The organism is Saccharothrix sp. (genome assembly GCF_031180885.1).
Lineage (GTDB): Bacteria > Actinomycetota > Actinomycetes > Mycobacteriales > Pseudonocardiaceae > Actinosynnema.
Map to the genome: position 1 here is coordinate 48,594 of NZ_JAPSLK010000009.1, position 26,667 is coordinate 75,260.

At 71.3% G+C, this 26,667-nt stretch carries 27 protein-coding genes; 14 read left to right on the forward strand and 13 right to left on the reverse strand.

Features of this window, described 5'->3' with window-relative positions:
- Nucleotides 1-30 precede the first annotated feature (30 nt).
- Entirely contained in the window at nt 31-918 is an 888-nt protein-coding gene (locus tag RIN75_RS14295; RefSeq protein ID WP_309112382.1) for a DNA-3-methyladenine glycosylase 2 family protein, read from the reverse strand.
- Nucleotides 911-1,990, reverse strand: a complete 1,080-nt coding sequence (locus RIN75_RS14300) for an NDP-sugar synthase (RefSeq protein WP_309112383.1) — start codon at nt 1,988-1,990, stop codon at nt 911-913. The genes RIN75_RS14295 and RIN75_RS14300 overlap by 8 nt, the downstream gene beginning before the upstream one ends.
- 159 nt (nt 1,991-2,149) lie before the next feature.
- Between RIN75_RS14300 and RIN75_RS14305 the strand changes: the two genes are divergently transcribed.
- A complete protein-coding gene (locus RIN75_RS14305) occupies nt 2,150-2,695 on the forward strand; it encodes a hypothetical protein (protein ID WP_309112384.1) in 546 nt (181 codons plus the stop codon).
- A 751-nt stretch (nt 2,696-3,446) separates the two neighbouring features.
- Here the strand turns inward: RIN75_RS14305 and RIN75_RS14310 are convergent.
- From RIN75_RS14310 to RIN75_RS14320, 3 genes are all read right to left on the reverse strand, one after another.
- The gene (locus RIN75_RS14310; RefSeq protein ID WP_309112385.1) at nt 3,447-4,301 is read right to left on the reverse strand and encodes a glycosyltransferase family 2 protein; all 855 of its coding nucleotides are present in this window, start codon (nt 4,299-4,301) and stop codon (nt 3,447-3,449) included.
- Between the two features lie 19 nt (nt 4,302-4,320).
- Nucleotides 4,321-5,445 carry a glycosyltransferase family 1 protein gene (locus RIN75_RS14315; protein ID WP_309112513.1) on the reverse strand — a complete coding sequence of 375 codons (1,125 nt, stop codon included), beginning with the start codon at nt 5,443-5,445 and terminating at the stop codon, nt 4,321-4,323.
- Between the two features lie 67 nt (nt 5,446-5,512).
- Nucleotides 5,513-6,559, reverse strand: a complete 1,047-nt coding sequence (locus tag RIN75_RS14320; protein ID WP_309112386.1) for a glycosyltransferase family 1 protein — start codon at nt 6,557-6,559, stop codon at nt 5,513-5,515.
- Between the two features lie 20 nt (nt 6,560-6,579).
- Between RIN75_RS14320 and RIN75_RS14325 the strand changes: the two genes are divergently transcribed.
- From RIN75_RS14325 to RIN75_RS14350, 6 genes are all read left to right on the forward strand, one after another.
- Nucleotides 6,580-7,497, forward strand: coding sequence for a glycosyltransferase family 2 protein (locus RIN75_RS14325; protein ID WP_309112387.1), 918 nt, complete (start codon nt 6,580-6,582; stop codon nt 7,495-7,497).
- 9 nt (nt 7,498-7,506) lie between these two features.
- A complete protein-coding gene (locus RIN75_RS14330) occupies nt 7,507-9,858 on the forward strand; it encodes a trypsin-like peptidase domain-containing protein (RefSeq protein WP_309112388.1) in 2,352 nt (783 codons plus the stop codon).
- Between the two features lie 120 nt (nt 9,859-9,978).
- The gene (locus RIN75_RS14335) at nt 9,979-10,374 is read left to right on the forward strand and encodes a CU044_2847 family protein (protein WP_309112389.1); all 396 of its coding nucleotides are present in this window, start codon (nt 9,979-9,981) and stop codon (nt 10,372-10,374) included.
- 47 nt (nt 10,375-10,421) lie between these two features.
- A complete protein-coding gene (locus RIN75_RS14340) occupies nt 10,422-12,914 on the forward strand; it encodes a glycosyltransferase (protein WP_309112390.1) in 2,493 nt (830 codons plus the stop codon).
- Nucleotides 12,907-13,998: a glycosyltransferase family 1 protein gene (locus RIN75_RS14345; protein WP_309112391.1), complete on the forward strand. Its 1,092-nt coding sequence runs from the start codon at nt 12,907-12,909 to the stop codon at nt 13,996-13,998. Before RIN75_RS14340 ends, RIN75_RS14345 begins: the two co-directional genes overlap by 8 nt.
- Nucleotides 13,999-14,029: 31 nt before the next feature.
- A complete protein-coding gene (locus RIN75_RS14350) occupies nt 14,030-14,566 on the forward strand; it encodes a sugar O-acetyltransferase (RefSeq protein ID WP_375295960.1) in 537 nt (178 codons plus the stop codon).
- Here RIN75_RS14350 and RIN75_RS14355 read toward each other — a convergent pair.
- Complete coding sequence (locus tag RIN75_RS14355; RefSeq protein WP_309112393.1) at nt 14,563-14,706, reverse strand: hypothetical protein; 144 nt, start codon at nt 14,704-14,706, stop codon at nt 14,563-14,565. The two genes, RIN75_RS14350 and RIN75_RS14355, sit on opposite strands and share 4 nt — an antisense overlap.
- A 118-nt stretch (nt 14,707-14,824) precedes the next feature.
- Here RIN75_RS14355 and RIN75_RS14360 point away from each other — a divergent pair, with 118 nt between their 5' ends.
- Nucleotides 14,825-15,265 (forward strand): Imm1 family immunity protein, encoded by a 441-nt coding sequence (locus tag RIN75_RS14360; protein ID WP_309112394.1) that lies wholly within the window; start codon nt 14,825-14,827, stop codon nt 15,263-15,265.
- A gap of 2 nt (nt 15,266-15,267) precedes the next feature.
- On the opposite strand, the gene RIN75_RS14365 is transcribed toward RIN75_RS14360, so the two are convergent.
- The 3 genes from RIN75_RS14365 to rfbB form a co-directional block, all read right to left on the reverse strand.
- A complete protein-coding gene (locus tag RIN75_RS14365) occupies nt 15,268-16,407 on the reverse strand; it encodes a histidinol-phosphate transaminase (RefSeq protein ID WP_309112395.1) in 1,140 nt (379 codons plus the stop codon).
- Nucleotides 16,408-16,472: 65 nt separating this feature from the next.
- The gene (rfbD, locus tag RIN75_RS14370) at nt 16,473-17,363 is read right to left on the reverse strand and encodes a dTDP-4-dehydrorhamnose reductase (protein ID WP_309112396.1); all 891 of its coding nucleotides are present in this window, start codon (nt 17,361-17,363) and stop codon (nt 16,473-16,475) included.
- Between the two features lie 5 nt (nt 17,364-17,368).
- Nucleotides 17,369-18,358 (reverse strand): dTDP-glucose 4,6-dehydratase, encoded by a 990-nt coding sequence (gene rfbB, locus RIN75_RS14375; RefSeq protein ID WP_309112514.1) that lies wholly within the window; start codon nt 18,356-18,358, stop codon nt 17,369-17,371.
- Between the two features lie 253 nt (nt 18,359-18,611).
- Here rfbB and RIN75_RS14380 point away from each other — a divergent pair, with 253 nt between their 5' ends.
- From RIN75_RS14380 to RIN75_RS14390, 3 genes are all read left to right on the forward strand, one after another.
- Nucleotides 18,612-20,051 (forward strand): LCP family protein, encoded by a 1,440-nt coding sequence (locus tag RIN75_RS14380; protein ID WP_309112397.1) that lies wholly within the window; start codon nt 18,612-18,614, stop codon nt 20,049-20,051.
- A 90-nt stretch (nt 20,052-20,141) separates the two neighbouring features.
- Nucleotides 20,142-21,299: an LCP family protein gene (locus tag RIN75_RS14385; RefSeq protein WP_309112398.1), complete on the forward strand. Its 1,158-nt coding sequence runs from the start codon at nt 20,142-20,144 to the stop codon at nt 21,297-21,299.
- A gap of 44 nt (nt 21,300-21,343) precedes the next feature.
- Nucleotides 21,344-22,039 (forward strand): TIGR03089 family protein, encoded by a 696-nt coding sequence (locus RIN75_RS14390; protein ID WP_309112399.1) that lies wholly within the window; start codon nt 21,344-21,346, stop codon nt 22,037-22,039.
- 35 nt (nt 22,040-22,074) lie between these two features.
- Here the strand turns inward: RIN75_RS14390 and RIN75_RS14395 are convergent, their stop codons facing one another.
- Nucleotides 22,075-22,488, reverse strand: a complete 414-nt coding sequence (locus tag RIN75_RS14395; RefSeq protein WP_309112400.1) for a DoxX family protein — start codon at nt 22,486-22,488, stop codon at nt 22,075-22,077.
- 145 nt (nt 22,489-22,633) lie between these two features.
- On the opposite strand from RIN75_RS14395, the gene RIN75_RS14400 reads away from it, so the two are divergent.
- A complete protein-coding gene (locus RIN75_RS14400) occupies nt 22,634-22,972 on the forward strand; it encodes a metalloregulator ArsR/SmtB family transcription factor (RefSeq protein ID WP_309112401.1) in 339 nt (112 codons plus the stop codon).
- Complete coding sequence (locus RIN75_RS14405) at nt 22,962-23,435, forward strand: SRPBCC family protein (protein WP_309112402.1); 474 nt, start codon at nt 22,962-22,964, stop codon at nt 23,433-23,435. Before RIN75_RS14400 ends, RIN75_RS14405 begins: the two co-directional genes overlap by 11 nt.
- Here RIN75_RS14405 and RIN75_RS14410 read toward each other — a convergent pair.
- Nucleotides 23,417-23,959, reverse strand: a complete 543-nt coding sequence (locus tag RIN75_RS14410; protein WP_309112403.1) for a dihydrofolate reductase family protein — start codon at nt 23,957-23,959, stop codon at nt 23,417-23,419. The two genes, RIN75_RS14405 and RIN75_RS14410, sit on opposite strands and share 19 nt — an antisense overlap.
- Nucleotides 23,960-24,199: 240 nt before the next feature.
- On the opposite strand from RIN75_RS14410, the gene RIN75_RS14415 reads away from it, so the two are divergent.
- Nucleotides 24,200-24,700: a type II toxin-antitoxin system antitoxin SocA domain-containing protein gene (locus RIN75_RS14415; RefSeq protein WP_309112404.1), complete on the forward strand. Its 501-nt coding sequence runs from the start codon at nt 24,200-24,202 to the stop codon at nt 24,698-24,700.
- 55 nt (nt 24,701-24,755) lie between these two features.
- Here the strand turns inward: RIN75_RS14415 and RIN75_RS14420 are convergent, their stop codons facing one another.
- Both RIN75_RS14420 and purE read right to left on the reverse strand, forming a co-directional pair.
- Nucleotides 24,756-25,919 carry an acyl-CoA dehydrogenase gene (locus RIN75_RS14420; protein ID WP_309112405.1) on the reverse strand — a complete coding sequence of 388 codons (1,164 nt, stop codon included), beginning with the start codon at nt 25,917-25,919 and terminating at the stop codon, nt 24,756-24,758.
- A 263-nt stretch (nt 25,920-26,182) separates the two neighbouring features.
- A complete protein-coding gene (gene purE / locus RIN75_RS14425) occupies nt 26,183-26,650 on the reverse strand; it encodes a 5-(carboxyamino)imidazole ribonucleotide mutase (RefSeq protein ID WP_309112515.1) in 468 nt (155 codons plus the stop codon).
- Between the last annotated feature and the right edge of the window lie 17 nt (nt 26,651-26,667).

Sequence of the window (26,667 nt, forward strand, 5' to 3'; positions counted from 1 at the left end):
GCGACGCGACAAGCCGACGCGGCCTCGCGCTCAGATCGCGCGGTAGTCGCGCGGCGAGAAGCGGGGCGCGAAGCGGGGCTTGCGGGCGCCCGAAAGTTCCACGTACCGGACCGCCCGGTGGCGCTGGGGCGAGTAGGGCGCGAGCACCTCGGCCATCCCGTCGTCGTCCAGCGGGCGGCCCAGCAGGGCCCAACCCACCAGACCGGCGAGGTGGAAGTCGCCGAAGCTCACCGCGTCCGCGTCGCCCCACACCCGCTGCGCCACCTCGGCCGCCGTCCACACCCCGATACCGGGCACCTTGCACAGCAGCGCCCGGCCGGCCTCGCCGCGCAACTCGGCCGCGTTCTCCAGCCGGTGCGCGACCTGCGCGGCGGCGATCAGGGCACGGCGGCGCGCGCCGTCCACGCCCGCCTTGTGCCACTCCCAGTCGTTGATCGACAGCACCGCCCGGGGCGTGGGCGGCACGAACATCCCGGTCGCCGGTCCCGGCGCGGGGGTGCCGAAGCGGCGGCACAACTGCGCGTAGGACCGGTGCGCCTCGATCGCGGTCACCTTCTGCTCCAGCACCGCCGGCAGCAGGCAGTCCCACACCCGCCCGGTGGACCCCAGGCGCACGCCCGGGAACCGGCGTCGGGTCTCGGCGATCAGCGGGTGGTGGCTCTCGAACGCGGCGTCGTCGTCCTGCGCGCCCAGCAGCGCGGGCAGGCCGTCCAGCAGCCACTCCGCGCCTTCGCCAAACGCTTGCGCCTCGACCGCGTCCGAGCGCGTGATGTGCAGCGTGCCCGGCCCGACCGGAGTGTTCGCGGTCAGCCAGACCCCGCCGACCGCGCGGAACGCGACGTCACCGGGTCCCCGCCGGAGGGGGCCGAGGACGGCGCCCACGTCCAGCGGGAAGTCCGGCCGCCACGTCCTACGCATCGGTCGAGAACCGCACCCCTGCCTCGGGCAGCACCACGCCCGGCCACACCCGCGCGCCGCCGATCAGCTCGCACCGGGCGCCGATCACCGCGCCGTCGCCGATCACCGCGTCCTTGATCACCGCGCCGGCCTGCACCAGGGCGTTGGCCCCGATCACGCTGCGCTCGACCACCGCGCCCTCGCCGACCACCGCGCCGTCGAACAGCACCGACCCGACGACCACCGCGCCGGACGCCACCGTGCAGCCCGTGCCGATGGTCGACCCGCCGGTCACCCGGGCGCCGTCGTCGACCTTCGCGTCCGCCAGCACGATCGCGTCCCCCGGCGCGGCCGGCAGCGCGGCGGAGGGCGCGACCCCGCGCACCAGGTCCGCCGACCCCTGCACGAACGCGGCGGGCGTGCCCAGGTCCAGCCAGTAGGAGGTGTCGACGTGGCCCTGCAGCCGCGCGCCGGACTCCAGCAGCCCGGGGAACGTCTCCCGCTCCACCGACACCGGCCGCCCGGCCGGGATGGCCTCGATCACCGGGCGCTTGAAGACGTAGCAGCCGGCGTTGATCTGGTCCGTCGGCGGGTTCTCGGTCTTCTCCAGGAACGCGGTCACCCGGCCCTCGGCGTCGGTCGGCACGCACCCGAACCGGCGCGGGTCCTCGACCTTCACCAGGTGCAGCGTGACGTCCGCGTCGTTGGACCGGTGGGTCTCCAGCACGCCGCGCAGGTCCACGCCGGAGAGGATGTCGCCGTTGAAGACCATCACGTCCGGCTCGCGCAGCAGGTGCGCGACGTTGCGGATGGCGCCGGCGGTGTCCAGCGGCACGTCCTCGACGACGTACTCCAGCTCCAGCCCGAGCGTCGAGCCGTCCCCGAAGTGCTCCTCGAAGACCTCCGCCTTGTACGACGTGCCGAGGACCACATGCGTGATCCCGACCTCCCGGATGCGGGACAGCAGGTGCGTGAGGAACGGCACCCCCGCCGTGGGCAACATCGGCTTGGGGGCCGAGAGCGTCAGTGGCCGCAGGCGGGTCCCCTTGCCCCCGACCAGAACCACCGCCTCGGCGCCTTGCAGCTCCGACATGCCGTTTTGCCTCCTCCGCTTACTTCCGCTCGTGGATGCGAATACTCTGGCACGAGCACCTTGACGACACGGGCGCAGGTCCTGTGTCGCGGAGCGTCACCGATCGGCACCGCCGGCTCCCCCGCGAGCCGGCCCAAGGGAAACGCAGGAGAGATCCGGATGGACCCCCGCGCTCGGGCCGACGCGGCGCTCGCCCGTGCTCGCGCACGTGGCATCCACGTCGTCACCCCGGACAACATGACGAGCCCGATGGACTCGTCGGCCACCCAGCAGATCCCGAGATCCATGGTCAACGCCGCCGACCCGCGCATGGTCGACCCGGAATCCACCATGATCCTCTCCGCCCAGGCCGCCGCCGGCCGGGCCCCGCAAACCCAGCCGATCACCACCCAGCCGCACGGGCCGCAAACCCAACCTCTGGCCGCCCAACCTCTTGGCACACAGCCGATGCCCGCCCACCCGCAGCCCACGCAGCCGATGGCCGCACAGCCCGGTATGCCCGCCCAACAGGCACCACAGCAGGCCCCGCAGCAGGCACCGCAACCCGCCGCACAGCCCCCCGCGCCCGAGCCGGAACTCCGCGTCGCCCCCGGCCCGGTCCCCACGGTCCAGCAGGTGTCGACTTCCCGCCCGTCGCTGTCCCAACGCCTCTCCGGCGGCCCGGAACAGCCCCCGCAGGGCCTGTCCCAGCGCCTCAACGGCTGAACGGCCAATTCACGCCTCAACGGTGAGTCGGCCGCGCAGCGGCTGCTTTTAGGCCGCGCTCCGCGCGGCGGGCTGCTCCCAGCCACGGCGGGGCCTCGGTTCCCCCACCGTATGGCCTGCCCGAAGGGAGCCCGAAGGGCTACCACAGATTTCCCGGGTGCAGCCAAAAAGTTTTGCGAGGCACGAGCAAAAGTTTTTAGCGGCACCCGGTGAATCTGTGGTTGGCTTTGCCGGGCCATGCGGTGGGGGAACCGACGCCCTTCCTCCCCCATCGGTGGTTCTCCAGGCCGCTTTTGATCTTGAGAGCGCGCCGGCGCGTTCAAGCTTGGGAGCGCGTCAGCGCTGTTCAAGAGCGCGAAGCGCGTTCCTCCTCCAGCAGCGCGGAGCGCGTTGCGTTGAGCCCCGCGCAGCGTGGATTTGAGCGCGTAAGCGCGACTTCAAAGATTAAAAGAGCCTCGCCGGCGGGCGAGCCGCCAAGGATGACACAACTACAACTGCGAGGGCTTCTTGCTTGTGTCATCCCCGCATGACCCGGCAAAGCCAACCACAGATTTCCCGGGTGCCGCTAAAAACTTTTGCTCGTGCCTCGCAAAACTTTTCGGCTGCACCCGGGAAATCTGTGGTAGCCCTTCGGGCGGGCCATACGGGGATGACACAAGCAAGAAGCCCGAGTTGAGGTGTGTCCCCACCGGTGGACTGCCCGCACCGCAACGCGGACTGACCGCTTGGGCAGCGGGGGACCGACGACTTGCTAGGACTTGCGGGTCACCAGCTTCAGGCGCAGGCCCAACCCCGTCCGCACCGCGAACCGCAGGGGAGCCCACAACGGTCCCTGGTGCCGGTCGGACAGGTACCGGTAGGCGCTGCTGTGGTGCGCGGCCAACATCCGGTTGGACATGCGGGAAGTCGAGTGCCCGCCGATGTGCGTCACGGACGCGTCCGGCACGTACACGTTCAGCCACCCGGCCCGGCCCAGCCGCTCGCCCAGGTCCACGTCCTCGAAGTACATGAAGTACCGGGGGTCGAACCCGTCCACCGAGTCCCACGCCTCCCGCCGCAGCAGCAAGCAGGACCCGGACAACCAGCCCGCCGGACGTTCCCGCACCGCCGCGCTCTCCTGCCGGTACTCGCGCGTCCACGGGTTGCCCGGCCAGATCTTGCCGAACACCGCGTGCCCCAGCCCCCGACCCAGCGACGGCAGTTGCCGCGCCGACGGGTACACCTCGCCGCTCGGTTCGCGGATCAACGGCCCGAACGCCCCGCCGCGCGGCCACCGCTTGGCGGCCTCCAGGAGCACGTCCAGCGAACCCGGGTCCCACGACACGTCCGGGTTGGCCACGACCACCCAGCCGTACTCGTCGGACAGGGAGGCGACGCCCCGGTTGGCCGCGCCGCCGTAGCCGAGGTTGCCGCCGGTGGGCAGGAAGGTCACCGAGTCCGACGCCGCCGCGCGTTCGGGCACGCCGTCGGTGGAACCGTTGTCGGCGAGCACGACCGTCACCGGGCGGGTCGTGGCGTCCGCCAGGGTGGACAGGAACGTGTCCAGGGTCTCCCCGGGCGAGTAGGTGACGGTCACGACCGCCAGTCCGTCTCCGTAGCGCGTCACGCCGGCCACCCTAGTGGCGTCAGCGGTGGTGGGTCCGGAAGGCCCTCTCGTAGGCCAGGCGGTGCCGCGCGGCGGACGTCGACCACGTGAAGTCCTTGGCCCGCACCAGGGCCGCCGACGACAGGGCCGCCCGCCGGGCCGGGTCGTCGAGCAGTTCCGACAGCGCCGCCGCGATGTCGCCCGCGCCGACCCCGCAGTACGCGACCGCGTCGCCGCCCACCTCGGGCAGGCTCAGCCGGCGGGTCGTGAGCACGGCCGCGCCGCAGGCCATGGCCTCCAGCACGGGCAGCCCGAACCCCTCGCCCAACGACGGGTACGCCACCACGTCCGCTCCGCCCAGGAACCCCGCCAGCTGCGAGAACGGCAGGTACCCGGCCCGGATGACCCGGATCCGGTGCGGCACCGCGTCCAGGGCGCGTTCGACCTGGCTGTCCCACCCGGGCTGGCCCGCGAGCACCAGCGTCGGCGGCGACACCCGGCCCCGGCACGCCTGCGCGAAGCCCCGGATCAGCGCCGGCACGTTCTTGCGCGGTTCCAACGCCCCCAGGAACGCCACATAGGGCGCGTCGCCGAGGGACAGCGTCCGGCGGACGGCCGCGACCTCCTCGGGCGTCGGCGGGTGGAACCGCTCGGTGTCCACGCCGTGCTGGGCGATGTGCAGCAGCCGCCGGTCCGCGCCCGCGACCCGGGTCAGCTCGTCGGCGGTGGCCCGGCTGGGCACCACGCACAGCGCGGCCCGGCGCAGCGACGCCCGGGTCCACGCGCGGAAGAAGCGGGCCTTGACCGACGAGTGCAGGACCGGGTCGGTGAAGAAGGTCGCGTCGTGCAGGGTGACCACGGAGGCGGCCCGGTTGGCCAGCGGCACGGTGTAGTGGGGCGAGTGCACGACCCCCACGCCGAGGCGGGAAGCCAGGCGCGGCAACGAGGTCTGCTCCCAGGTCAGGCGCGCGGTCCGGGTGGCGACGGCGTCCGCGGCGGCGACCACGCGGGAGTTCGGGGCGAGCCTGCCGTACAGCTCGGCGTCCCGCGGCTGGCACACCACGGTGATCTTCGCGCCGTCCGCGTCCAGGGCCGCGACCAGCGAATCCACGTACCTGCCGACACCACCGCGGTCCGTGGGCACGGCGGTGGCGTCGATCAGCACGCTGGGTTCGACGGACGGCACGCGGTGAAGAGTACGTGTGGCGACGGCCGGGTTAAGGTGGATTGGCTCAAACGGGACGCGTCCGACCGGGCGACAGGTGCGCCGACCACACTCGGCGGGCGGTGTTGTCCCAGGTGAAGGCCTCTGCGCGGACCTTCCCGGCGGCAACTATGCGGTGCGCTACACCTTCGTCGGTCAGCACCGTCCGCAGCGCCTCGGCCAACGCGGCCCGGTCGCCCCGGGGCACCACCAGCCCGGCTCCCCCGCCCACCTCGACCAGCGCCGGTGCGTCGGAGTGGACCACCGGCACGCCCGCCGCCATCGCCTCCGCGACGGGCAGCCCGAACCCCTCGGCCAGGCTGGGTGCGGCGAGCACGGCGGCCCGGCGCAGGACGTAGGCCAGCCCGGCGTCCGGGAGGCGGCCCAGCAACCGCACGTGGGGCGCGCGCAGGTCCACCCCGCCCCACCCCTGCGGTCCGACGACCACCAGCGGCACGCCCAGCTCGGCGGTGGCCTCGACCAGGGTGTCGAAGCCCTTGCGCGGCTCGATGGTGCCGATGGCGAGGACGTACCGGTCGGGCACGTCCACCGGTTCCTCCGCGGCGAGGTCGCTGACCCCGTTGTGGACGACGTGCACGGGCGCGCTGCCCGGCGCGTACCGGCGCAGTTCGTCGGCGACGGCTTGAGTCGGCACGACGATCGCCTGCGCCCGGGACACCGCGCGGGCGATGACCTTGCGGTGCCAGGCGACGCCGCGCCGGGTCAGCGTCTCGGGGTGGGTCCACGGGACGGTGTCGTGCACGGTGACCACGACCCGGCCGCGCGGCGGGGCCAGCGGGGTGGGCGCGTGCACGGCGTCCCCGCCGGGCCAGTACGGGATGCCGTGCTCCCACGCGGCGATCAGGGCGCGGCGCGGCAGCGGCAGCACCTTCGGCCCGAGCACGCCGGGGACCCGGGCCGCCGCGGTGTCGGCCTGCCTGCTCACCGCGCCGGTGACCTCCCAGCCGGGCGGGGCGGTCCGGGCCAGCGCGGCGGCCAGCTCGCGGGTGTACCGGCCGGTCCCGCCGGGCACCGGGGCCAGCAACTGCTCGGTCAGCACAACCAGGTTGGGCACGTCGCGTACCGTCTCACGCCGTGTCCACCCCCGGTACAACGGTGGTCGTGGTGACGTGGCGCGGTCGCGAGCACATCACCGCGTGCCTCGACGCGCTCGCCCGGCAGCGTCCGCAGAGGACACTCGTGCTGGACAACGCGTCCGACGACGGCACCGCCGAACTGCTCGCCCGGCACCCGAGCGCGCCCGAAGTGGTCCGCCTGCCCCGCAACCGGGGCTACGCGGGCGGTCTGGCGGCCGTGCTGCCGCTGATCGACACCGAGTACACGGCCTGGCTCAACGACGACGCGGTCCCCGACGACGGGTGGCTGGCCGCCCTGGAGCAGGCGCTCGACGACACCCCGGACGCCGCCGCGGCCACGTCGTCCATGCTGCTCGCGGACGGGTCGACGCAGTCGGTGGGGGTGGCCCTGACCGCCGACGGGCACGGCGCGGACCTGGTGCTCGCCGGGCGCGAGGTGTTCGGGTTCTGCGGCGGGGCGGCCCTGCTCCGGACGGACGCGCTGCGGGCCGTGGGCGGCGTCCCGGCGGGGTTCTTCTGCTACTACGAGGACACCGACACGGCGTGGCGGCTGCGCCTGGCGGGGCACCGGGTGGTGTCGGTCGGCCCGGCGCGGGTCCGCCACCGGCACGGCGCGAGCACCCGGCCGGGCTCCCGCCTGTTCCACCGCTGGAACGAGCGCAACCGGCTGCTCATGCTGCTGCGCTGTGCGCCTTTTCCGGTCGCCCTGGGCCAGTTGGCGCACTTCACGGCGTTGACGGCGGTGCTGGCGTTCCGCCGGGGTCCGCGACCCCCGAACTTCCGCGTGCCGCTGCGTATCCAGGTGCTCGCGGAGATCCTCTTCCGGTTACCGGCGACGCTCGCCCAGCGGGTGGCCGTCGGCCGCCGGGCGACCGCGTCCCGCCGCGCCGTGTGGCGCGAGTGGGCGGGCAGGTAGGAGGGGTTCGTGGAGCCTGCCGAGCGCGCCGTGGTCCGGGTGTTCCGGGACGGCGGTGCGGTGGGCATGGGCTTCCCGGTGGGCGAGGACCTGGTCCTGACCTGCGCACATGTCGTGGGCGACGAGGTGGACTTCCCGTTCCTGGGCGCTGGGTCCGCGGTCTCCGAGGTGTTCCGCTCGGACTTGGCGGACGTCGCCGTGCTACGGGTCGCGGATGTGCCGGCGGGTCCGCGGGCGCTGCGGGTGGTGGCGCACGAGGGGTTGCGGGACCACCGGGTGCGGGCGTTCGGCGTGACCGCGCACCGGCCCGACGGCGTGTGGTCGCACGGGGTGGTCCGGGGTCCGATCGCGGGCGGGCGCATCCACGTCGAGGACGACCGGTCGTACGGGGTGCCGCTGTCCCGGGGGTTCAGCGGTGGTCCGCTGCTCGACGACGAGTTGGGCGCCGTGGTCGGCATGGTGGTGGAGGTCGAGGAGCGGGCCGACCGCCGGATCGGCTACGCCCTGTCCGGGACCGCGCTCCACGAGACATGGCCCGACTTGGCCGCTTCGGCCGCCTCAGGCTCACCTTTCCGGGGCTTGGAGCCGTTCGGTCCCGAGGACGCCGAGCACTTCTTCGGCCGGGCCGCCCGCGCCCGTGAACTCCGGGACCTGCTCGACGGCACCGGTGTGCTGGTGGTCGCCGGTGCTTCGGGCTCCGGCAAGTCGTCCCTGGTCATGGCCGGCCTGCTGCCCTTGCTGGACGGTGATTCGATCATCGTCCGCCCGGCCATGACCAGCACTCCCCGGGCGGCTCTCTCCGCGGTCCTGGACGTCGAAGTCACCCCGGAACGCGTCGAGGACGCCGTGAACCGGGTCCTGGTCCACCGCGACCTGCGCCGCCTGACGATCGCGGTGGACCAGTTCGACGAGGCCGTGGCCCGCCACCCCGACGCCCCCGACTTCCTCCACGCCCTACTCTCCCTGGTCCGCCACCGCGCCCCACGCGTGGACGTGGTCGTCACCACGACCACCGAACCCCTGCTCCGCGTGGCCACCGACCCGCGCTTCTCCACCCTCCCCGACCGCACCACCACTGTCGGCACCCCCGACCTGCGCAAGGTCATCGAGGGACCACTCCGCCCGGTCGGCATGCCCGTCCTCCAAGAGGGTCTGGCCGGCGCCGTGTCCACGTACGCCGAGCAGGTGTGGCAACGCTTCGACCCGACCGAGATCCGCCACGCCCTGACGCAACTGGTGAGCCCGCTACCCGGCGGCGGCCACGTCCGCCGAGCCGTTCCCATCGAGGACTTGGGCGAGATCGCCGGTCCCCTGGCCCGCACCCGCCTGGTCACCGCAGGACCGTCCACAGTGGAGCTGGCCCACCACGCCCTGGTTGACCACTGGCAACGCCTCCACGACCGGGTCGAGGAGTCCCGCGACTTCCGCACCGGGCAAGACACCTTGGACCGCACCGCCCACCACTGGGCAAGCACCCGCGACCGCGCCCTCCTACCTCGCGGCAAACCCCTCCGCAAGGCCCGCACAATCGCCCGCACCCACCCTTTGACCCCGACCCAACGCCACTTCCTCACCGCCGCCACCAAAGCCCGCACCCGCCGCACCACCGTCCGCACGCTGGCCGCCGCCGTGGTCGCGCTGTTGGTGTTGTCCCTGGTCGCCGCGATCCGCATCGCCGACGACGAGCAAACCCGGTCGACCACCCTGAACGACGACTTCGCCGACACCGCAGTCTCTGATGGCAGCGGCCGGTGGATCGCCTACGCCCGCGGCGAGGCCAGTGAAGTGCGGGTACGCGCCCCCGATGGCCGGACCACCGCCGTGCCACTGCCCGGGCGGCTGAAGGGCACGGGGTTCTCCCCGGGCGGCTTGTCCCTGGTCGGCGTGCTACCCACCGGAGAGGCGGTGGTCGAGAGCGGGACCGGTCTCCTCGCGGTGTCCGAGTTCGGCACCCGTGAGCTGGGTCCAGGGAAGCTCGCGGACCGACCGGGGCAGGCCGAGCCCACCGTGACGCGGTGCGACGGCACGCGGGTGGTCGCGGTCGGCGCGGTCAGCGGCGCGACGGTCGCGGAGGACTGGGGCGTGACGTGCGCGTCCGCCATGTTCAGCGCGGATGGCCGAGCCGTGGCGGCACGTCGACGCCCGTTTCCGCGCCGACCCCGATCAGGTGGAACCGGACCTCCAGGTGACGGTGCCCCCGGAGGCGTCGTTCGGCCCGATCGCGGTGCACTTGTGGGAGCGCGATGTGACCTGGGCACTGCCCGCCCTCCTCGGCGCGGACACCGAGCGGCTGAGCGTGCTGCCCGGAGCGGCGCAGGGCGGGTACGTCGTCCCGACCGGTGTGCACTTGGAGTCGGGTGATCCGGAGGAATGGATGGCGACGCTGTGCGGTGTGGCAATGCGCAACGGGTGGGGTCTGGAGGACGAGACGGCGCCCGCGACCGCGTTCCGGGGACCGGTGTGTTGAGGGAGAGGAGAGGTGTGGCCGAGTACATCGCCATCAGGACCGACGACGGGTCGTTCGTGCCGTTCGAGGTGGAGGAGGAGTACGACGGGCCCGTCCGGGCCGGGCGGAAGCTCGACGAGGCGTTGGGGGTGGTCGACCAGACGTTGGAGGCCGGGGTCGACAACGCCCGCCGGCTCGCCCGCGCCATGGCGCAGAAGATCGGGAACATGCCCGACTTCCGGCCGGACAAGGTGATGGTCGAGGTCGGGTTGAAGGTCACCGCGGAGGCCGGGGTGGTGATCGCCAAGTCCGGGGTCGAGGCGCACGTCAAGATCACCGCCGAGTGGCAGCGGGCGACCCTGCCGACCCCGCCTGCCGAGGACGACGACGATCACGACGACCCCGCGGAGGACACCGGTTCGGCCGGATAGGGCACCTTCGTCGAACGCCTCGGACCGGCATGAGGCAGGCTTAGCGCGTGGAGCGAGCGAGCCTGCCTGACGTGTCGGTGGTCGTGGTGAACTACCGCGGCGCCGAGGACACCATCACCTGCCTGCGCGCCCTGTACGCCGACCTGTCCTATCCGGCGGAGAAGTTGCAGGTCGTGTGCGTGGACAACGCGTCGGGGGACGGCAGCGCGGAGCGCATCCGCGCCGCCGTGCCCGCGGCCGAGGTGGTCGAGGCGCCGGCCAACCTGGGCTTCGCCGGCGGCTGCAACCTGGGCGCCCGGCACGCGACCGGGTCGGTGCTCGCGTTCCTGAACAACGACGCCCGCCCGCACCCGGACTGGGTGCGCGCGGCGGTGCGGGTGCTGCGGGACGAGCCGACCGTGGGCGCGGTGGCGAGCAAGGTGCTGGACTGGGACGGCGGGGCGATCGACTTCGTCGACGGCGGGCTCACCTGGTTCGGGATGGGCTACAAGCGGCACGCCGGCGAGCCCGACGACGGGTCGCACGACGCCCCCAAGGACGTCCTGTTCGGGACCGGGTCGGCGCTGCTGGTGCGCGCGCCGCTGTTCCACGAGCTGGGCGGGTTCGACGAGCGGTTCTTCATGTTCTACGAGGACGTCGACCTCGGCTGGCGGCTGAACCTGCGCGGCTGGCGGGTGCGGTTCGAGCCCCAGTCGCTGACCTACCACAAGCACCACGCCTCGATGTCCACAGTGGACACCAGCCGCGAGCTGTTCCTGTTGGAGCGCAATGCCCTCGCCGCCCTCTACAAGAACGCCTCCGACGAGACGCTGGCCAAGGCGCTGCCCGCCGCGCTGGCGCTGTGCGTGCGCCGGGCCACCGCGCGCGGCGAGCTCGACCCGACCCAGTTGGAGATCACCCGGCGGCCGGCGGACCCGGCGGCGGACGCCGAGCCGGTGCCCGTGCCGCGCCAGGCGCTGGCCGGGTTCCTGGCGATCGACCAGTTCGTGGAGCTGCTGCCCTCGCTGGCGGAGTCGCGCAAGGTCGAGCAGGCGGCGCGCTCGGTGAGCGACGCGGACCTGGTCACGCTGATGCGCAAGGCCCTGGAGCCCGCGTATCCGCTGGAGCGGTACCTCGCGGCGCACGACGTGCTGGTCGAGGCGTTCGGGCTGGACGAGCTGTACGGGCGTCCGCGCCGGGTGCTGATCGTGACCGGCGACGCGATCTCCGAGCGCATGGCGGGTCCCGCGATCCGGGCGTGGCACATGGCGGACGTGCTGTCCGCCGAACACGACGTGCGCCTGGTGACGTTCAACCCCCTGTGCATGCCCCCCGAAGCGCGCTTCGCGGTACACGGCGTGCAGCCGCGCGACATCGACCCGCACCTGGTGTGGGCGGACGTCGTGGTGCTGCAAGGACACGCGCTGGAGTTCCTGCCGCAGCTGCGCCGGCCGCAGTCGAACAAGGTCGTGGTGTGCGACATCTACGACCCGATGCACCTGGAACTGCTGGAACAGGGCCGCGACGCCACCGACGAGCAGCGCGAGAAGGACCTCGAAGGCGTGCAGCGCGTGCTGGACAATCAGTTGCGGCGCGGCGACTTCTTCCTGTGCGCCTCCGAGCGCCAGCGGCACTTCTGGCTGGGCCACCTGGCCTCCATGGGCCGACTCACCCCGGCCCTCTACGACAACGACCGCACCACCCGCTCGCTGCTGGCCGTCGCCCCGTTCGGCCTGTCCGGCAAGCCTCCGCAGCGGACCGGCCCCGGCCTGCGCGACGCGCTGGGCATCGCCCCGGAGGACAAGGTCGTGCTGTGGGCGGGCGGCGTGTACTCGTGGTTCGACCCGCTGACCCTCATCCGGGCCATGGACCGGTTGCGGGACAAGCACCCCGACGCGCGCCTGGTGTTCCTGGGGATGAAGCACCCCAACCCCGAGGTGCCGGACATGGACATCGCCGACCACACCCGGTTGCTCGCCGACCAGCTCGGCCTCACCGGCTCGCACGTGTTCTTCAACGAGACCTGGGTGCCCTACCACGACCGGCAGAACTGGCTGCTGGACGCGAACGCGGGCGTCACCACGCATTACGAGCACGTGGAGACGACGTTCGCGTTCCGCACGCGGGTGTTGGACTACCTGTGGGCGGGCCTGCCGATCGTGACGACGGACGGTGACGCGTTCGCCGACCTCGTGTCCCGTGAGGGCTTGGGCGTGGTGGTGCCGTCCGAAGACGCGGACGCCCTCGCCGCCGCGCTCGAAAAGGTCCTCTACGACAAGGACTTCGCGGCGGCCTGCGCGGAACGCATCGCCGTCGTGCGGGAACGCTTCACCTGGGAGGCGGTCCTGGAGCCGCTCGTGGAGTTCTGCCGCCACCCGCGCCCGGCCGCCGACCGGCTGCCCGGCGTCGCGCCGATGGTGCGCAACCCACCGTTGGGGCGCAAGGAAAAACTCCAACGGGACGTGAAACTGGTGCGGGACTACCTGAGCCAGGGTGGTCCGCGCGAGGTGGCCAAGCGGGCGACCGGCCGCGTGCTGAAGAAGTTGCGCGGTCATGGCTAAGCCGCTCAAGGTGCTCATCGACGGCACCCCGCTGCTCGGCCACCGCACCGGGATCGGCCGTTACACCGCCGCGCTGGCGGAGGAACTGGCGTCCATGCCCGACGCGGTGGACGTGCGCGCGGTGGCGTTCACCCTGCGCGGGTGGCGCGCGCTGCGCACCGTGCTGCCGCACGACGTGGTGGCCCGCGGCCTCCCGGTCTCGGCCCGCCTCCTGCGCCAGTTCTGGCTGCGCGGCCCGTTCCCGCCGGTCGAGTTCCTGGCCGGCCCTTCGGACGTCATGCACGCCACGAACTTCGTGCTCCCCCCGGCGATCCGCGCCGGCGGCGTGACCACGATCCACGACCTGGCCTTCCTCGACGCCCCCGGCGAACTACCGCCGTCCGACCGCAGGCTCCCCGAACTGGTGCAAAAATCCGCGCTGCGCGCGGACATCGTGTGCACCCCGACCCAGGCCGTGGCGAACGTCGTGACGGACCGCTTCGGCGTAGACCCGGACAAGATCGTCGTAACGCCCCTCGGCGTAGACCCGGCGTGGTTCGCCGCCCGGCCCCCGTCCGACGGCCTCCGCTCCCGCCTGGGTCTGCCCAGCGAATACCTGCTGTTCGTAGGCGCAGGCGGCCCTCGCAAGGGCCTGTCCACCCTCCTCGACGCCCACGCCGCAACCCCGTCCCTGCCGCCGCTGGTCCTGGCCGGCCCCGGTGAGTCCCGTGTGGACGGTCGAGTGCTCCGCACCGGCTACCTCAACGACGTGGACCTCCGCAGCGTGGTCGCCGGCGCGGCCACCCTCGTCCTCCCCTCCCGCGATGAGGGTTTCGGCCTCCCCGTGCTGGAAGCGTTGGCGTGCAACGTCCCCGTCGTCTGCACCGACGTCCCGGCCCTGCGCGAAACCGCCGGCGGCCACGCCACCCACGTGCCGGTCGGCGACTCGGAGGCTCTGGCGCACGCCCTGACCACCGCCGTGGAAACCGAACCCAACGCCACCGACCAGGCCGCCCGCCGTGCCCACGCCTCGGGCTACACCTGGCGCAACACCGCGGAAAGGACCTTGGAGGCGTACCGGCTCGCCGCCGCCGCACGCCGGTAGCGTCGAACGGGTGACCGATCACAAGGAACGCATGCTGCGCGGCGACCTGTACCGGGACAACGACCCGGTCCTGGTCGCCGAACGCCGCCACTGCCAAGCACTCCTCGACGACTTCAACGCGACCCGCTCAGGCGAAGACGAGCGCCGCGCCGAAATCCTCAAGGAACTCCTCGGCCACATCGGCGAAGGCTCGTGGGTCATGCCCAGGTTCCAGTGCGACTATGGCTACCTGATCCGCTTGGGCCGCAACAGCTTCCTGAACTACGACGCCATCCTGATGGACTGCGCCCCCATCACCATCGGCGACGACGTGTCGATCGGCCCCCGCGCCCAACTCCTCACCGCTCTGCACCCCGTGGAGGACCACGAACTGCGCAGGCAGCGCTGGGAGACCGCCGCGCCCATCACCATCGGTGACAACGCGTGGCTCGGCGGCGGCGTCATCGTGTGCCCCGGCGTGACCATCGGCGACAACGCCGTCATCGGCGCGGGCAGCGTGGTGACCAGGGACGTTCCGCCCGGGGTGTTCGCCGCCGGCAACCCGTGCCGGGTGGTGCGCGCGATCTAGCGCCGGGGCGCGGGCTTCCCGGCCAGCACGGCCCAGGAGATCTGGCGCGACCCCGTCACCGCGCAGACGCGGCGGAGGAACCGCTGGCGGTCGTCGAGGCGCGGCGGGGTCGCTTCGGGGAGTCGCCCGTGTTCGGACATGCCGCACAGGCTCCCGCACGGCTCGCGCGCAAAACCAGTGCGACAAGGCCGGTCCACTCCAACGGCGCAACACCCACCTCAGGTGGTCACTCCCCGCGTTCACTGCGATGATGCCGGCATGAGTTTCACCGCAGTGTGGCCGATCAACGACCCGGACGACACGGAAGCCGCCGACCAGCTCACCGTGCAGACGCCCGAGGACGTGGACACCCTCCTGAGCCGCCTGGCCGAGCCCGGCGCGGGCCCCGCGGTGATCGAACACCAGGACCGTCCCCTCATGGACGACACCGAAGGCCTCCTGGGCGAACCGGGCCAGACCCAGATCCCGGACCACGACGTGGCGGCGGCGGTCCACCAGGGCTACGGCTACCTGACCTACGCCGACCCGGACCACGACTACTCGACCCTGGACGGCGAGCAGGACTCCCCCGAGTACCGCTCGGAGTACGTCGACTACCCGGCGGGAGCCGGCGTCCCGGTGGAAACCCTGGCCATGGCCCTCGGCGAATTCCTGACCACCGCCCAACGCCCCACCTGCGTCCGCTGGCGAGACGTCTGACGTCAGGAGACCAGCGTCGGGCGGTCGGCTTCCCAGCGGCCCTCGGTGACCGCCCGCATCCCCGTCACCAACCGCTCCACGTCCTCCTGCGGCCGGACGACCAACCTCAAGAACCGCCCCGACAACCCCAGCTTGTTGGAACACTCCCGCACAAAGACCTGGTGCTTGCCCAACAGGTGGTCCCTCATCTCCGCCCCACCCACCTCCCCCGTCAACTTCACCAGCAGGAAGTTGGCCTGCGACGGGAACACCTCCAGGTCCGGCACCCGGGCCAGCTCGCTCCCCATCCGGTACCGGTCCATGGACAGCTTCACCAAGCTCTCCCGGTACTCCTCCGCATAATCGCGGAACATGAAGATCACGGCCTCCGCCAACGAGTTCAGGTTCCACTTCGGCAAGGCGGCAGCCATCACCCGGACCAACCCGGGGTTCGCCACCATGTACCCGAACCGCACCCCGTGCAGCCCGAAGTTCTTCCCCAACGACTTCAGCACCACCACGTTCGGCCGGATCGTCGCCTCCAGCGCCACCGACGGGTTCCGCTCGACCTCCACGAAATCAACAAAAGACTCGTCCACCACCACCAAGTCCAAGTTCGCCAGCTCGTCCAGGAACCGCACCACCTCCCGCCGGGGCAGGTACCCACCGTCGGGGTTGTTCGGGTTGCACAGCACCGCGACCCGCGACCCCCGGTTCCGGATGAACTTCACGTACTCGTCGAGGTCCAGCTCGAACCCGTCCGCCTCGGGCAGCAGGAACATGTCCACCCGCTTGCCGGTCTCCAGCGGCTGGTCGGTCCACCGCCCGAACGTCGGCACCGGCACGGCCACGGACTCCTCGACCCACAGCCGGTCGATCCACGTGATCAGCTCGGTGGACCCGTTCGCCAGCGCGATGGTCGCCGGGTTCATCCCCAGCACCGACCCCAACTGCGCCGCGATGGCACCGGTGTCGCTGGGGTAGAACTTCAGCACCGACTCCAGGTTCCGCCCCAGTTCGGCGAACATCTCCGGGGTCGGGAAGTACGGGTTGCACGGGATGCAGAAGTCGACCAGCCCGGACCCGAGCCGCCGGGACAGCTCGAAGTACGACGGGCTGTGCGCGGCGTGTCGGAACACGTCCGTGTCCATGCTGTGCCGCACTCGACCACCACTCCCCGGATACGTCGGACCGTCACCGGGGTCTACGTACTCTCAACCAAGCCGGTTCAGGGCACCGCACCGACCGCGAACGCCTCCCGCAACGCCTCCCGCCAAGGCCGCAACGGCGTCAACCCGGCCGCCTCCCACTCCTTCCCGGACAGCACCGAGTACGCCGGACGTGGCGCCGGTCGCGGGAAGTCCGCTGTCCCACAAGGCTTCACCCGAGCCGGATCAGCCCCCAACTCCTCGAAGATCGCCCGCGCGAACCCGAACCACGTGGTCTCGCCACCACCAGTCGCGTGCAGCACCCGAGAAGCAGGCCCTTCGCCCACCACCAGCGAAGCCAACTGCACCAACCCGACCGCCAAATCAGCCGACCACGTGGGCGACCCCCACTGATCGTCCACAACGGACAGTTCCGCCCGCTCCGACTCCAACCGCGCGATCGTCTTCACGAAGTTCGGACCGCCGGCCCCGTACACCCAAGCCGTCCGCACGACCCAAGACCGTTGCCACGCCTGGAGAACCCGCCGCTCCCCATCCAACTTCGTGCGCCCGTAAGCAGAACGCGGCCCAGTCTCATCCCCAGGCTCGTAGGGCCGTGAACCATCCCCCGCGAACACATAATCAGTCGAGACATGCACCAACGGCACGTTCTCCGCAGCACAAGCCAGAGCCAAGAACTCCGGCCCCACCGCGTTCACCAGCGAAGCCCGCTCCTCATCGGTCTCCGCCGCATCAACCGCCGTATAGGCAGCCGCATTCACCACAACGGGCTTCAACCCGCCATCCCGCGCCGACGAAGCAAAAGACGCCACCGCATCGGCCACGCACTCCCGATCGGTCACGTCCAACTCACCGGACGACGGCCCGTGCACCAACCCGTCCGCAGGCGCAGCCGCAACCAAATCCCGCCCGAGCTGCCCGCGCCCTCCGGGCACCAACAACGCCAGCACGCCGCTCAGCCCGCCAGTGCCGCGCGCTGCTTGAGCGGCTCCCACCAGGCCCGGTTGTCCCGGTACCACTCGAGGGTGGCCGCCAACCCAGCCGCGAAGTCGACCTGCGGCGCGTAACCCAGCTCCGTCGAAATCTTCGTGATGTCGACCGAGTACCGCCGGTCGTGCCCCTTCCGGTCGGTCACCGGCTCCACGTACGACCAGTCCCGCCCGGTCGCCTCCAGCAGGCGCTCGGTCAGCTCGCGGTTGGTCAGCTCGGTCCCACCGCCGATGTTGTAGATCTCGCCGCCGCGCCCGCCTTCGAGCACCAACTGGATCCCCCGGCAGTGGTCGTCGACGTGCAGCCAGTCGCGCACGTTGAGCCCGTCGCCGTACAGGGGCACCTTCTTGCCGTCCATCAGGTTCGTGACGAACAACGGGATGACCTTCTCCGGGAACTGGTACGGCCCGTAGTTGTTCGAACACCGCGTGATGCACACGGGCAGCCCGTGCGTGCGGTGGAACGCCCGCGCCAGCAGGTCGGAGGACGCCTTCGACGCCGAGTACGGCGAGTTGGGCTCAAGCACGTGGTCCTCGGTCCACGACCCCTCCTCGATGGAGCCGTACACCTCGTCGGTGGACACGTGGACGAACTTCGCCACGCCCGCGTCGTGCGCCGCTTGGAGCAGCGTCTGCGTCCCGAGCACGTTCGTGAGCACGAAATCGGCGGACCCGGAGATCGACCGGTCCACATGGGACTCGGCCGCGAAGTGCACGACGACGTCCGTCCGGCCCATCAGGTCGGCCACCAGCTCGCGGTCGCAGATGTCACCGCGCACGAACGTCAACCGCGGGCTGTCCGCGACCGGCGCGAGGTTGGCCTCGTTGCCCGCGTAGGTGAGCTTGTCCAGCACCACGACTTCGGCGTCGCCGTAGGCCGGGTAGGCGCCGCCCACCAGTTCCCGCACGTAGTGCGAGCCGATGAACCCGGCCCCACCCGTCACCAGCACGCGCATGGTCAATTGCCCTTCGTAGCGGTCGTCCATCGCAGTCTGTCACGGTGTTAAACCCGTGCAACCCACCCGGTTGTTACAGCGTCTCCCGTATATGAAGAACTACAGGACCGCCGCGGCACTTCCCCATTAGCCTGGGGTGCAGCCGCGCACACCGGGGGAGGCAGCGCCAGTGGACACGAGTCCGCCCACATCGACCAGCAGGTCGATCGCGCTGCGTGTGCTTGTGGTCACGGGGCGTTCCCTCATCGCCGTCGTGTCGGCGGCTGTGCTGCTCGTCACGTGGTACGGCTGGAACTACCTCCGGGACATCGACGAGGGCATCACCACCACCGACGTCATCCAGACCCAGGTCGACGAGCAGGGCGTGGCGCGCAAGCCGCTGGACGGCGCCATCGACATCCTCCTCGTGGGCGTGGACAGCCGCACCGACGCCCAGGGCAAGCCCCTCTCCCCGGAGGTGCTCGCGCTGTTGAACGGCGGCGTCGCGGACGGCACGCTCAACACCGACACGATGATCCTGGTGCACATCCCGCAGGACGGCACGCGGGCGGTGGCCATCTCGTTCCCGCGCGACGCCTACGTGGACATCGCGGACGGGTTCGGCAAGCACAAGCTCAACTCGGCGATGGCGCGGCAGCGCAACGACACCGCGCAGAGGTTGCGCAACGAGGGCGTGACCGACGAGGCGCGCATCGAGCGGGAGTCCACCCAGGCGGGCCGCCGCACGCTGATCAAGACCATCGAAGGCCTGACCGGCGGCGCGGTCACCGTGGACCGGTACGCCGAGGTCAACCTGGCGTCGTTCTACGAGGTCACCAAGGCCATCGGCGGCGTCGAGGTGTGCCTGAACCAGCCCACCCGGGACTGGGCGTCGGGCGCGGACTTCCCGGCCGGCCGGCAGACCGTGGAGGGCGCGGCGGCGCTGTCGTTCGTGCGCCAGCGCGGCGGGCTGCCCGGCGGCGACCTGGACCGGATCGTGCGCCAGCAGGTGTTCATCGGCGCGCTGGCCCGCAAGGTGCTGTCCACCGGCACGCTGACCGACTTCGCCAAGCTCGACGGGCTGGTGTCGGCGATCAAGAAGTCGGTGGTGCTCAACGAGGGCTGGAACATCACCGAGTTCGCCGAGCAGATGCAGGGCCTGGTGTCGGGCAACATCCAGTTCCGCACAATCCCGGTGGGCGACCCGACCGACACGTGGTCCGACGGCAACGTGCTGCCGGTGAACCCCGCGCAGGTGCGGCAGTTCATCAAGTCGTTGGCGACCGACCCGGTCTCGTCGTCCTCGTCGGCGCCGACGACCACGCCGTCCGGGCCGCCGCCGTCGAGCATCACGGTGCACGTGTTCAACTCCTCGGGCACCCAGGGCCGGGCCATCACCGTGCTGGGCATGTTGGTGCAGAAGGGTTTCCTCCGCGGCGACGCGGAGACCGGCAGCTACCTCGCCACCACCGAGGTGCGGTACGCGCCGGGTGAGAAGGCCGCTGCCGACCGGGTGATCTCCGCCCTGGGCGGTAACGCGACGGCGGTCGAGGACGACTCCGTGGCCAGGGGACAGGTGCACGTCCACGTCGGCGCCGACTACTCCGTCGCGCCGCCGTCGGACGAGCCGGAGCAGGCGTCGGCGGGCGGCGTCACCACGGTCCCCTCGACGACTCCCCCGATCACCGCCGACGGTGTGGTCTGCGTCAACTGAACTGCCCGCTCCGGCGGGAAACCGACGTCCGACCGGCGCAAGCCGACTAGCCTGATCGCCACCGGCGCGCGTGCAGAGGGAGGGTCGCCAGTGAAGGCCGCGGGGATCATCGGGCGCACTCTGGTCGCGTTGCTGTCCGCGGCCGTGCTCGCCGTGTCCGGGTACAGCTGGGCGACGCTGAAGCGCGTGCAGGAGAGCGTGAACACCACCGACGTGCTGACCGCGTTGGAGGACATCCCCAACGCGCCACCGGTCGAGGACGGCGCGCTGGACATCCTCCTGGTGGGCAGCGACAGCCGCACCGACGCGCAGGGCCGGCTGCTGCCCGCCAACGTGCTGCGCGAGCTGCGCACCGAGGCGACCGACACGGTCAACACCGACACGATCATCGTGGTGCGGGTGCCGCGCAACGGCGGCAAGGCCCGCGCGGTGTCGATCCCGCGCGACACCTACGTGACGATCCCCGACCACGGCCCGGAGAAGATCAACTCCGCGTACGGGGTGACCAAGTTCTTCACCATGGAGCGGCTGGCCGCGGAGGGCGTGGCGGACCTGGAGGAGCGGTCCAAGCGCGGCGACCAGGCCGGGCGGCGGGCGCTGGTGCAGGTCGTGCAGGACCTGACCGGGGTGCGGGTGGACCACTACGCCGAGGTGAACCTGTACGGGTTCTACCTGCTGACCCAGGTCATCGGCGGCGTCGAGGTGTGCCTGAAGCACGCCACCCGGGACCCGGACTCGGGCGCGGACTTCCCGGCGGGCGTGCAGAGCATCTCCGGCGGCGACGCCCTGGCGTTCGTGCGGCAGCGCAAGAACATCCCGAACGGCGACCTCGGGCGCATCACGCGGCAGCAGGTGTTCCTGTCCGCGGCGGTGTCCCGGCTGATGTCCGCGGGCACGCTCGCCGACCCGGCGAAGCTCAACGGCCTGCTGGACGCCATGCGCAAGTCGGTCGTGGTGGACGAGAAGTTCGACCTGGCGACGCTGGCCGGGCACGCGCAGGGCCTGGCGGGCGGCAACGTGGAGTTCACGACCATCCCGGTGACCGGGGTGGGCGCGGTGAACGAGCGCGGGCAGAGCGTGGTGACCGTGGACCCGGCGCAGGTGAAGGCGTTCGTGGCGGAGGTGCTGGGCGAGAAGACCCCGACCCCGCCCACCACGACGTCGGGCCAGAAGTTCGGCGGCCGTCCGGCGTTCTCCTTCGACGGCGCCCGGCGGGCCGCCGCCCAGGGACCGCCCTGCATCGACTGACCCCTCTCACGCGCCGCGGCGCCGGGAGTGGCAGGGTTGACCACATGACCGTCACGGAAGTCCTGTTCACGCCGTTGCTCGCCGCCGGTCCCGGCCGTCCGCTGATCACGCACTACGACGACGCGGCGGGCACCCGGGTGGAGCTGTCCCGCGCGACCATCGCGAACTGGGCGGCCAAGACGGCGAACTGGCTGCGCGACGAGCACGACGTCGAGCCGGGCGACCCGGTGGCGGTGCTCCTGCCCGCGCACTGGCAGACCGCGGGCGTGCTGCTGGGCGCGTGGTGGTGCGGCGCGGCGGTGACCGACGACCCGGCGGGCGCGAAGGTCGCGTTCGTCGCGCCCGGTGGCGAGGCGCCCGGTGCGGACGTGGTCGCGACGGTGTCCTTGCACCCGATGGGCATGGGGTGCGGCGCGCCGGTGGACTACGTGGACGAGGTCCGGGTGTTCGGCGACGAGTTCATGCCGTGGGCTCCCGTGCCGGGCACCACGCACGCGCTGGGTCAGTCCACTGTGGACGAGGTGGTGGCCGAGGCCAAGCAGCGGGCCGAAACCCTTGGCATCACGGCATCTTCGCGCGTCCTGTCCACTGTGGAGTGGACGCACCCGGACGGACTGCTGAACGGCCTCCTGGCCGTGCTGGCGGGCGGCGGTTCGCTCGTCCAGGTCAGCAACGCCAACCCGGACGCCCTCCCCGCCCGCCGCGCCGGCGAGCACACGACTCTCGACCTGGTCGGCTAGCGCGCCCGCCCTCGCCGGCCAGCCGCCACCGTCGGCTATGCGTCCGCGGTCGCCGTCTTCCGGCGCAGAACCCGGTCGAGGGTGAGCGCGCCACCGTTGAACCCGAGCGCCAGTGCCGCGACCCCCAGGGCGAGCACGAGTTCGAAGCCGCCCTGGCCGAGCAGCCCGTTGGGCAGGTGGACGATGAGCAGCGCGCCCATCATGTCCACGAACAGCAGGACCCCGGCGACGGGCAGGGCCGCGCCCGCGATGAGCAGCGCCCCGCCGACGAGTTCGACCAGCGCGGCGAACCAGGCGGACACCGCGGGCAGCGGCACGCCCATGCCCTCGAACGCCTGCGCGGTGCCGGCGGGCCCCCACTCGGTGAACTTCTGCCAGCCGTGCGCGACGAACACCACGCCGACGCCGATCCGGCCGAGCAGAGCCGCCACGTCGCTCACGCGAACCATCTTGTGTTCCTTCCTGGTCGGACCTTGGTCGCGCCCGACGCTATATGAAATTTCAACCATTTCCCGCCCCGCGGACCGGGTTGACAGCGTCTCGACAGGCGCGTAGAAAACCAATCGGTTAGATAACCAAGAAGTTAGGCACTCCATGGCAGACGATCCGCTGAGCCTCACCTTCGCGGCCCTGGCCGACCCGACCAGGCGGGCCATCCTCGCCCGCCTCGCCGAGGGCGCGGCCACCGTCAAGGAACTCTCGGCCCCGTTCGCGATGAGCGGTCCCGCCGTGTCCAAGCACCTCAAGGTGCTCGAACGGGCGGGGCTCGTGGTGCGGGGTCGCGACGCCCAGTGGCGGCCGTGCACCCTGGACGCGACGCCCTTGCGGGAGGTCAGCGAGTGGACCGACGGGTTCCGCCGGTTCTGGGACGACAGCTATCGCCGCCTGGACGCCTACCTGGAGCGGATGAAGGAGCAGTCCGATGACCACTGAGACCAGCGCCTGGACCACGCCCTCCGACGTGGAGGTGGCGGTGACCCGGACGTTCGACGCGCCGCAGAAGCTGGTGTTCGAGGCGTTCACCGACCCGGAGCACATCGTCCACTGGATGCTCGGCCCCGAGGGCTGGACCATGCCGGTGTGCGAGGTCGACCTGCGCCCCGGCGGCCGGTGGCACATGGTGTGGCGGCGGGCCGACGGCACGGAGATGGCGATGACCGGTACTTACGTCGAGGTGACGCCGTTCTCGAAGTTGGTGCAGACCGAGTCGTGGGGCGACGACTGGCCGGCGACCGTCAACACCACCACGTTCACCGCTTCCGGCTCGCGGACGGTGGTCGTGCACACCATGAAGTTCCCCGACCGCGAAGCCCGCGACCGCGCGATGGACACCGGCATGACCAGCGGCGCGGACACCAGCTACGACCGCCTGGAGACCTACTTGGCCGGGGCGTAGCGGAGCAGCACGACTCCGTTGCCGAAGGTCCGCGTGTCGAGCAGTTCCAGATCCACCGCCCGCCGGAACAACGGCCGCCCGTCGCCGATCGCCACCGGGTGCACGTAGATCCGGTATTCATCGATCAGCCCGTGCCCGACGAAGGCGTCGGCCAGTTCGGCCCCACCGACCGTGAAGGTCCCTTCCAACGCCTTGACCTGCTCGGGCACGACCTCCCGGCGGATCGTCGACCCCCACCCGGCCTCACCGAGGGTCCGCGAGTAGACGATCTTCGGCTTGTCCCGCCAGATGCCCGCGAACTCCACCTCGGCGGGCGTGGCGGAGGGTTCGCGGTCGGCGGTGGGCCAGTAGGCGGCCATGAGGTCGTAGGTGATCCGGCCGTGGATGAACCCGTCCACCCGCGACAGCCAGTCGTTGAAGTGGAGGTGCAGTTCCTCGTCCACCCGGTGCCAGTCGATCTCCCGGTCAGGCCCTTCGAAGAACCCGTCCACCGACACCCCTGCCGCGAGGATCACCTTCGCCATGCGGCGCAGGCTACGCCCGAGTCCTCTGTCGAGCGACGTGCCGCGCCCTCTCGACTGCGGCCGGATTCCTGTTCGCCGGCACCGCACTGTGTTCAAGGCGGTGCCGGCGACCGCATGTTCAGTCGTCCGGGACGGCCTTTCCCCTCTTCGGGTGAACCCTTCCAGACCAGCGGAAACAGCCCACGGGTTGTCGGTGCCGGGTGGAACGATGGTCACATCGGACTGGGGGGAGGTGGACGGATGGCGGAGTACTCGGCGCTCACGATCGCGAAGTGGTTCTCGGCGTGGGCCGAGGAGGTCGAGCAGGCCCACCTCACCAACCTCAAGCTCCAGAAGCTGCTCTACTACGCCCAGGGACACCACCTGGCATGGGCTGGTGCACCGCTGTTCCGGGAAGACCTGCAAGCGTGGTCGCACGGCCCGGTCGTGCCCGAGGTCTACCGGGCGTTCAAGGACTTCGGGAGCGAACCGATCCGGCTTCCGGAGAGCGACTCCTTCTCGTGGGCCGACGTCGACGAGACGACCGCGCAGTTCTTGATGAAGGTGTGGAACACCTACGGCGGGTTCGCCGCGTGGCGACCCCGGCATCCCACCGCAGTTCGCCGATGCGGACCAGTTCATCGTGCTGTGCTACGACGGGCGCAAGCCGATGGCCGGCGTTCGGACCGGAGCGGTCCTGCACATCCTGTGGATCGAGCGGGAGTTCAACGAGCTGTACGCACATTCCTGATCGGGAAGTGACGGTTCCGGTCCGGGGTCCCGCGCAAGGCGAAACCACCAGACCGCACCGGTGCACTCAGCCGTTGAGCAGAGCGCGGGACATCACGACCCGCTGGATCTGGTTGGTGCCCTCGTAGATCTGGGTGATCTTCGCGTCGCGCATCATGCGCTCGACCGGGAAGTCGCGGGTGTAGCCGGCGCCGCCGAAGAGCTGGACGGCGTCGGTGGTCACCTCCATCGCCACGTCCGACGCGAAGCACTTGGCCGCCGCCGTGATGAAGCCGATGTTCGGCTCACCGCGCTCGGCCTTCGCCGCCGCCACGTAGACCATGTGGCGGGCCGCTTCGATCTTCATGGCCATGTCGGCCAGCATGAACTGGACGCCCTGGAACTCCGAGATCGACTTGCCGAACTGCTTGCGGTCCTTGACGTACGCGATGGCCTGCTCCAACGCGCCCTGCGCGATGCCGACCGCCTGTGCGCCGATGGTGGGACGGGTGTGGTCGAGGGTCTTCAGGGCGGTCTTCAGGCCGGTGCCAGGCTCGCCGATGATGCGGTCGGCGGGGATGGTGCAGTTCTCGAAGTGGATCTCGCGGGTCGGCGAGCCCTTGATGCCGAGCTTGCGCTCCTTCGAGCCGACCACGAAACCCGGGTCGTCCTTGTGCACCACGAACGCCGAGATGCCCTGCGACTTCTTCGGGGCGTCGGGGTCGGTCACGGCCATCACCGTGTACCAGGTGGACTCGCCCGCGTTGGTGATCCAGCACTTGGTGCCGTTGAGCACCCAGTGGTCACCGTCGAGCCGGGCGCGCGTGCGCATGGACGCCGTGTCGGAGCCCGCCTCGCGCTCGGACAGCGCATAGGACGCCATCGCCTCGCCCGCCGCGATCGACGGCAGCACCTGCTGCTTGAGCGACTCGGAGGCCGACAGCAGGATCGGCATCGTGCCCAGCTTGTTCACCGCCGGGATCAGCGACGACGACGCGCACACCCGCGCGACCTCCTCGATGACGATGCACGTCGCCACCGAGTCGGCCCCCTGCCCGTCGTAGGCCTCGGGCACGTGGACCGCCGCGAACCCGGACTTGACCAGCGCGTTCAGGGCCTCGACGGGGAACCGCTCCTGCTCGTCGACGTCGGCCGCGTACGGCGCGATCTCCTTGTCGGCGAGTGCTCGGACCGCTTCGCGCAGCGCTTCGTGCTCCTCGGCCAGCTGGTAGGTACCGAAGCTCGCGTCCACGTCAAGTTACCTCCGAGTAGCAGGACCTACCGGAGATGTTAGCGCGCGTTCACTGGAATATCCCGTGTGCGCTGTACTACAAGCGCCCGGACGTGCGGAAACAGGACTCGGCCACCAGGGGCCGGGAGGGTGTCGCAACCGGCGCGCAACGCCCGTCGGGCACGCACACCACCCGCCGCCCGGGCCTCGTCGCGCAGCGGGGCTCTTTCACCGCGCAGTGCGCCAGCACGTCCGCTCGAACAGCGAAGCGCCGCCTGAAGCGCTCAAAGAGAAGCGCGCAGGGCCTCGTCCTTCTCCAGGACCAACCGTTCGAGCGACTCCTGGAACTCCGCCATCCGCGCCTGCAACCCCGCGTCCGACGCCGCGAGCATCCGCACCGCCAGCAACCCGGCGTTGCGCGCCCCGCCCACCGACACCGTCGCCACCGGCACCCCCGCCGGCATCTGGACGATCGACAGCAGCGAGTCCATGCCGTCCAAGTACTTCAACGGCACCGGCACGCCGATCACCGGCAACACCGTCGCCGACGCCACCATCCCCGGCAGGTGCGCCGCCCCACCCGCACCGGCGATGATCACCTTCAACCCCCGGGACGCGGCAGAACGCGCGTAGTCGATCATGCGCTGGGGCGTGCGGTGCGCGGAGACCACGCTGACCTCGTGGGCCACGTCGAACTCCGCCAGCGCCTCGGCCGCCGCCTTCATCACCGGCCAGTCCGAGTCGCTGCCCATGATCACACCGACCGACG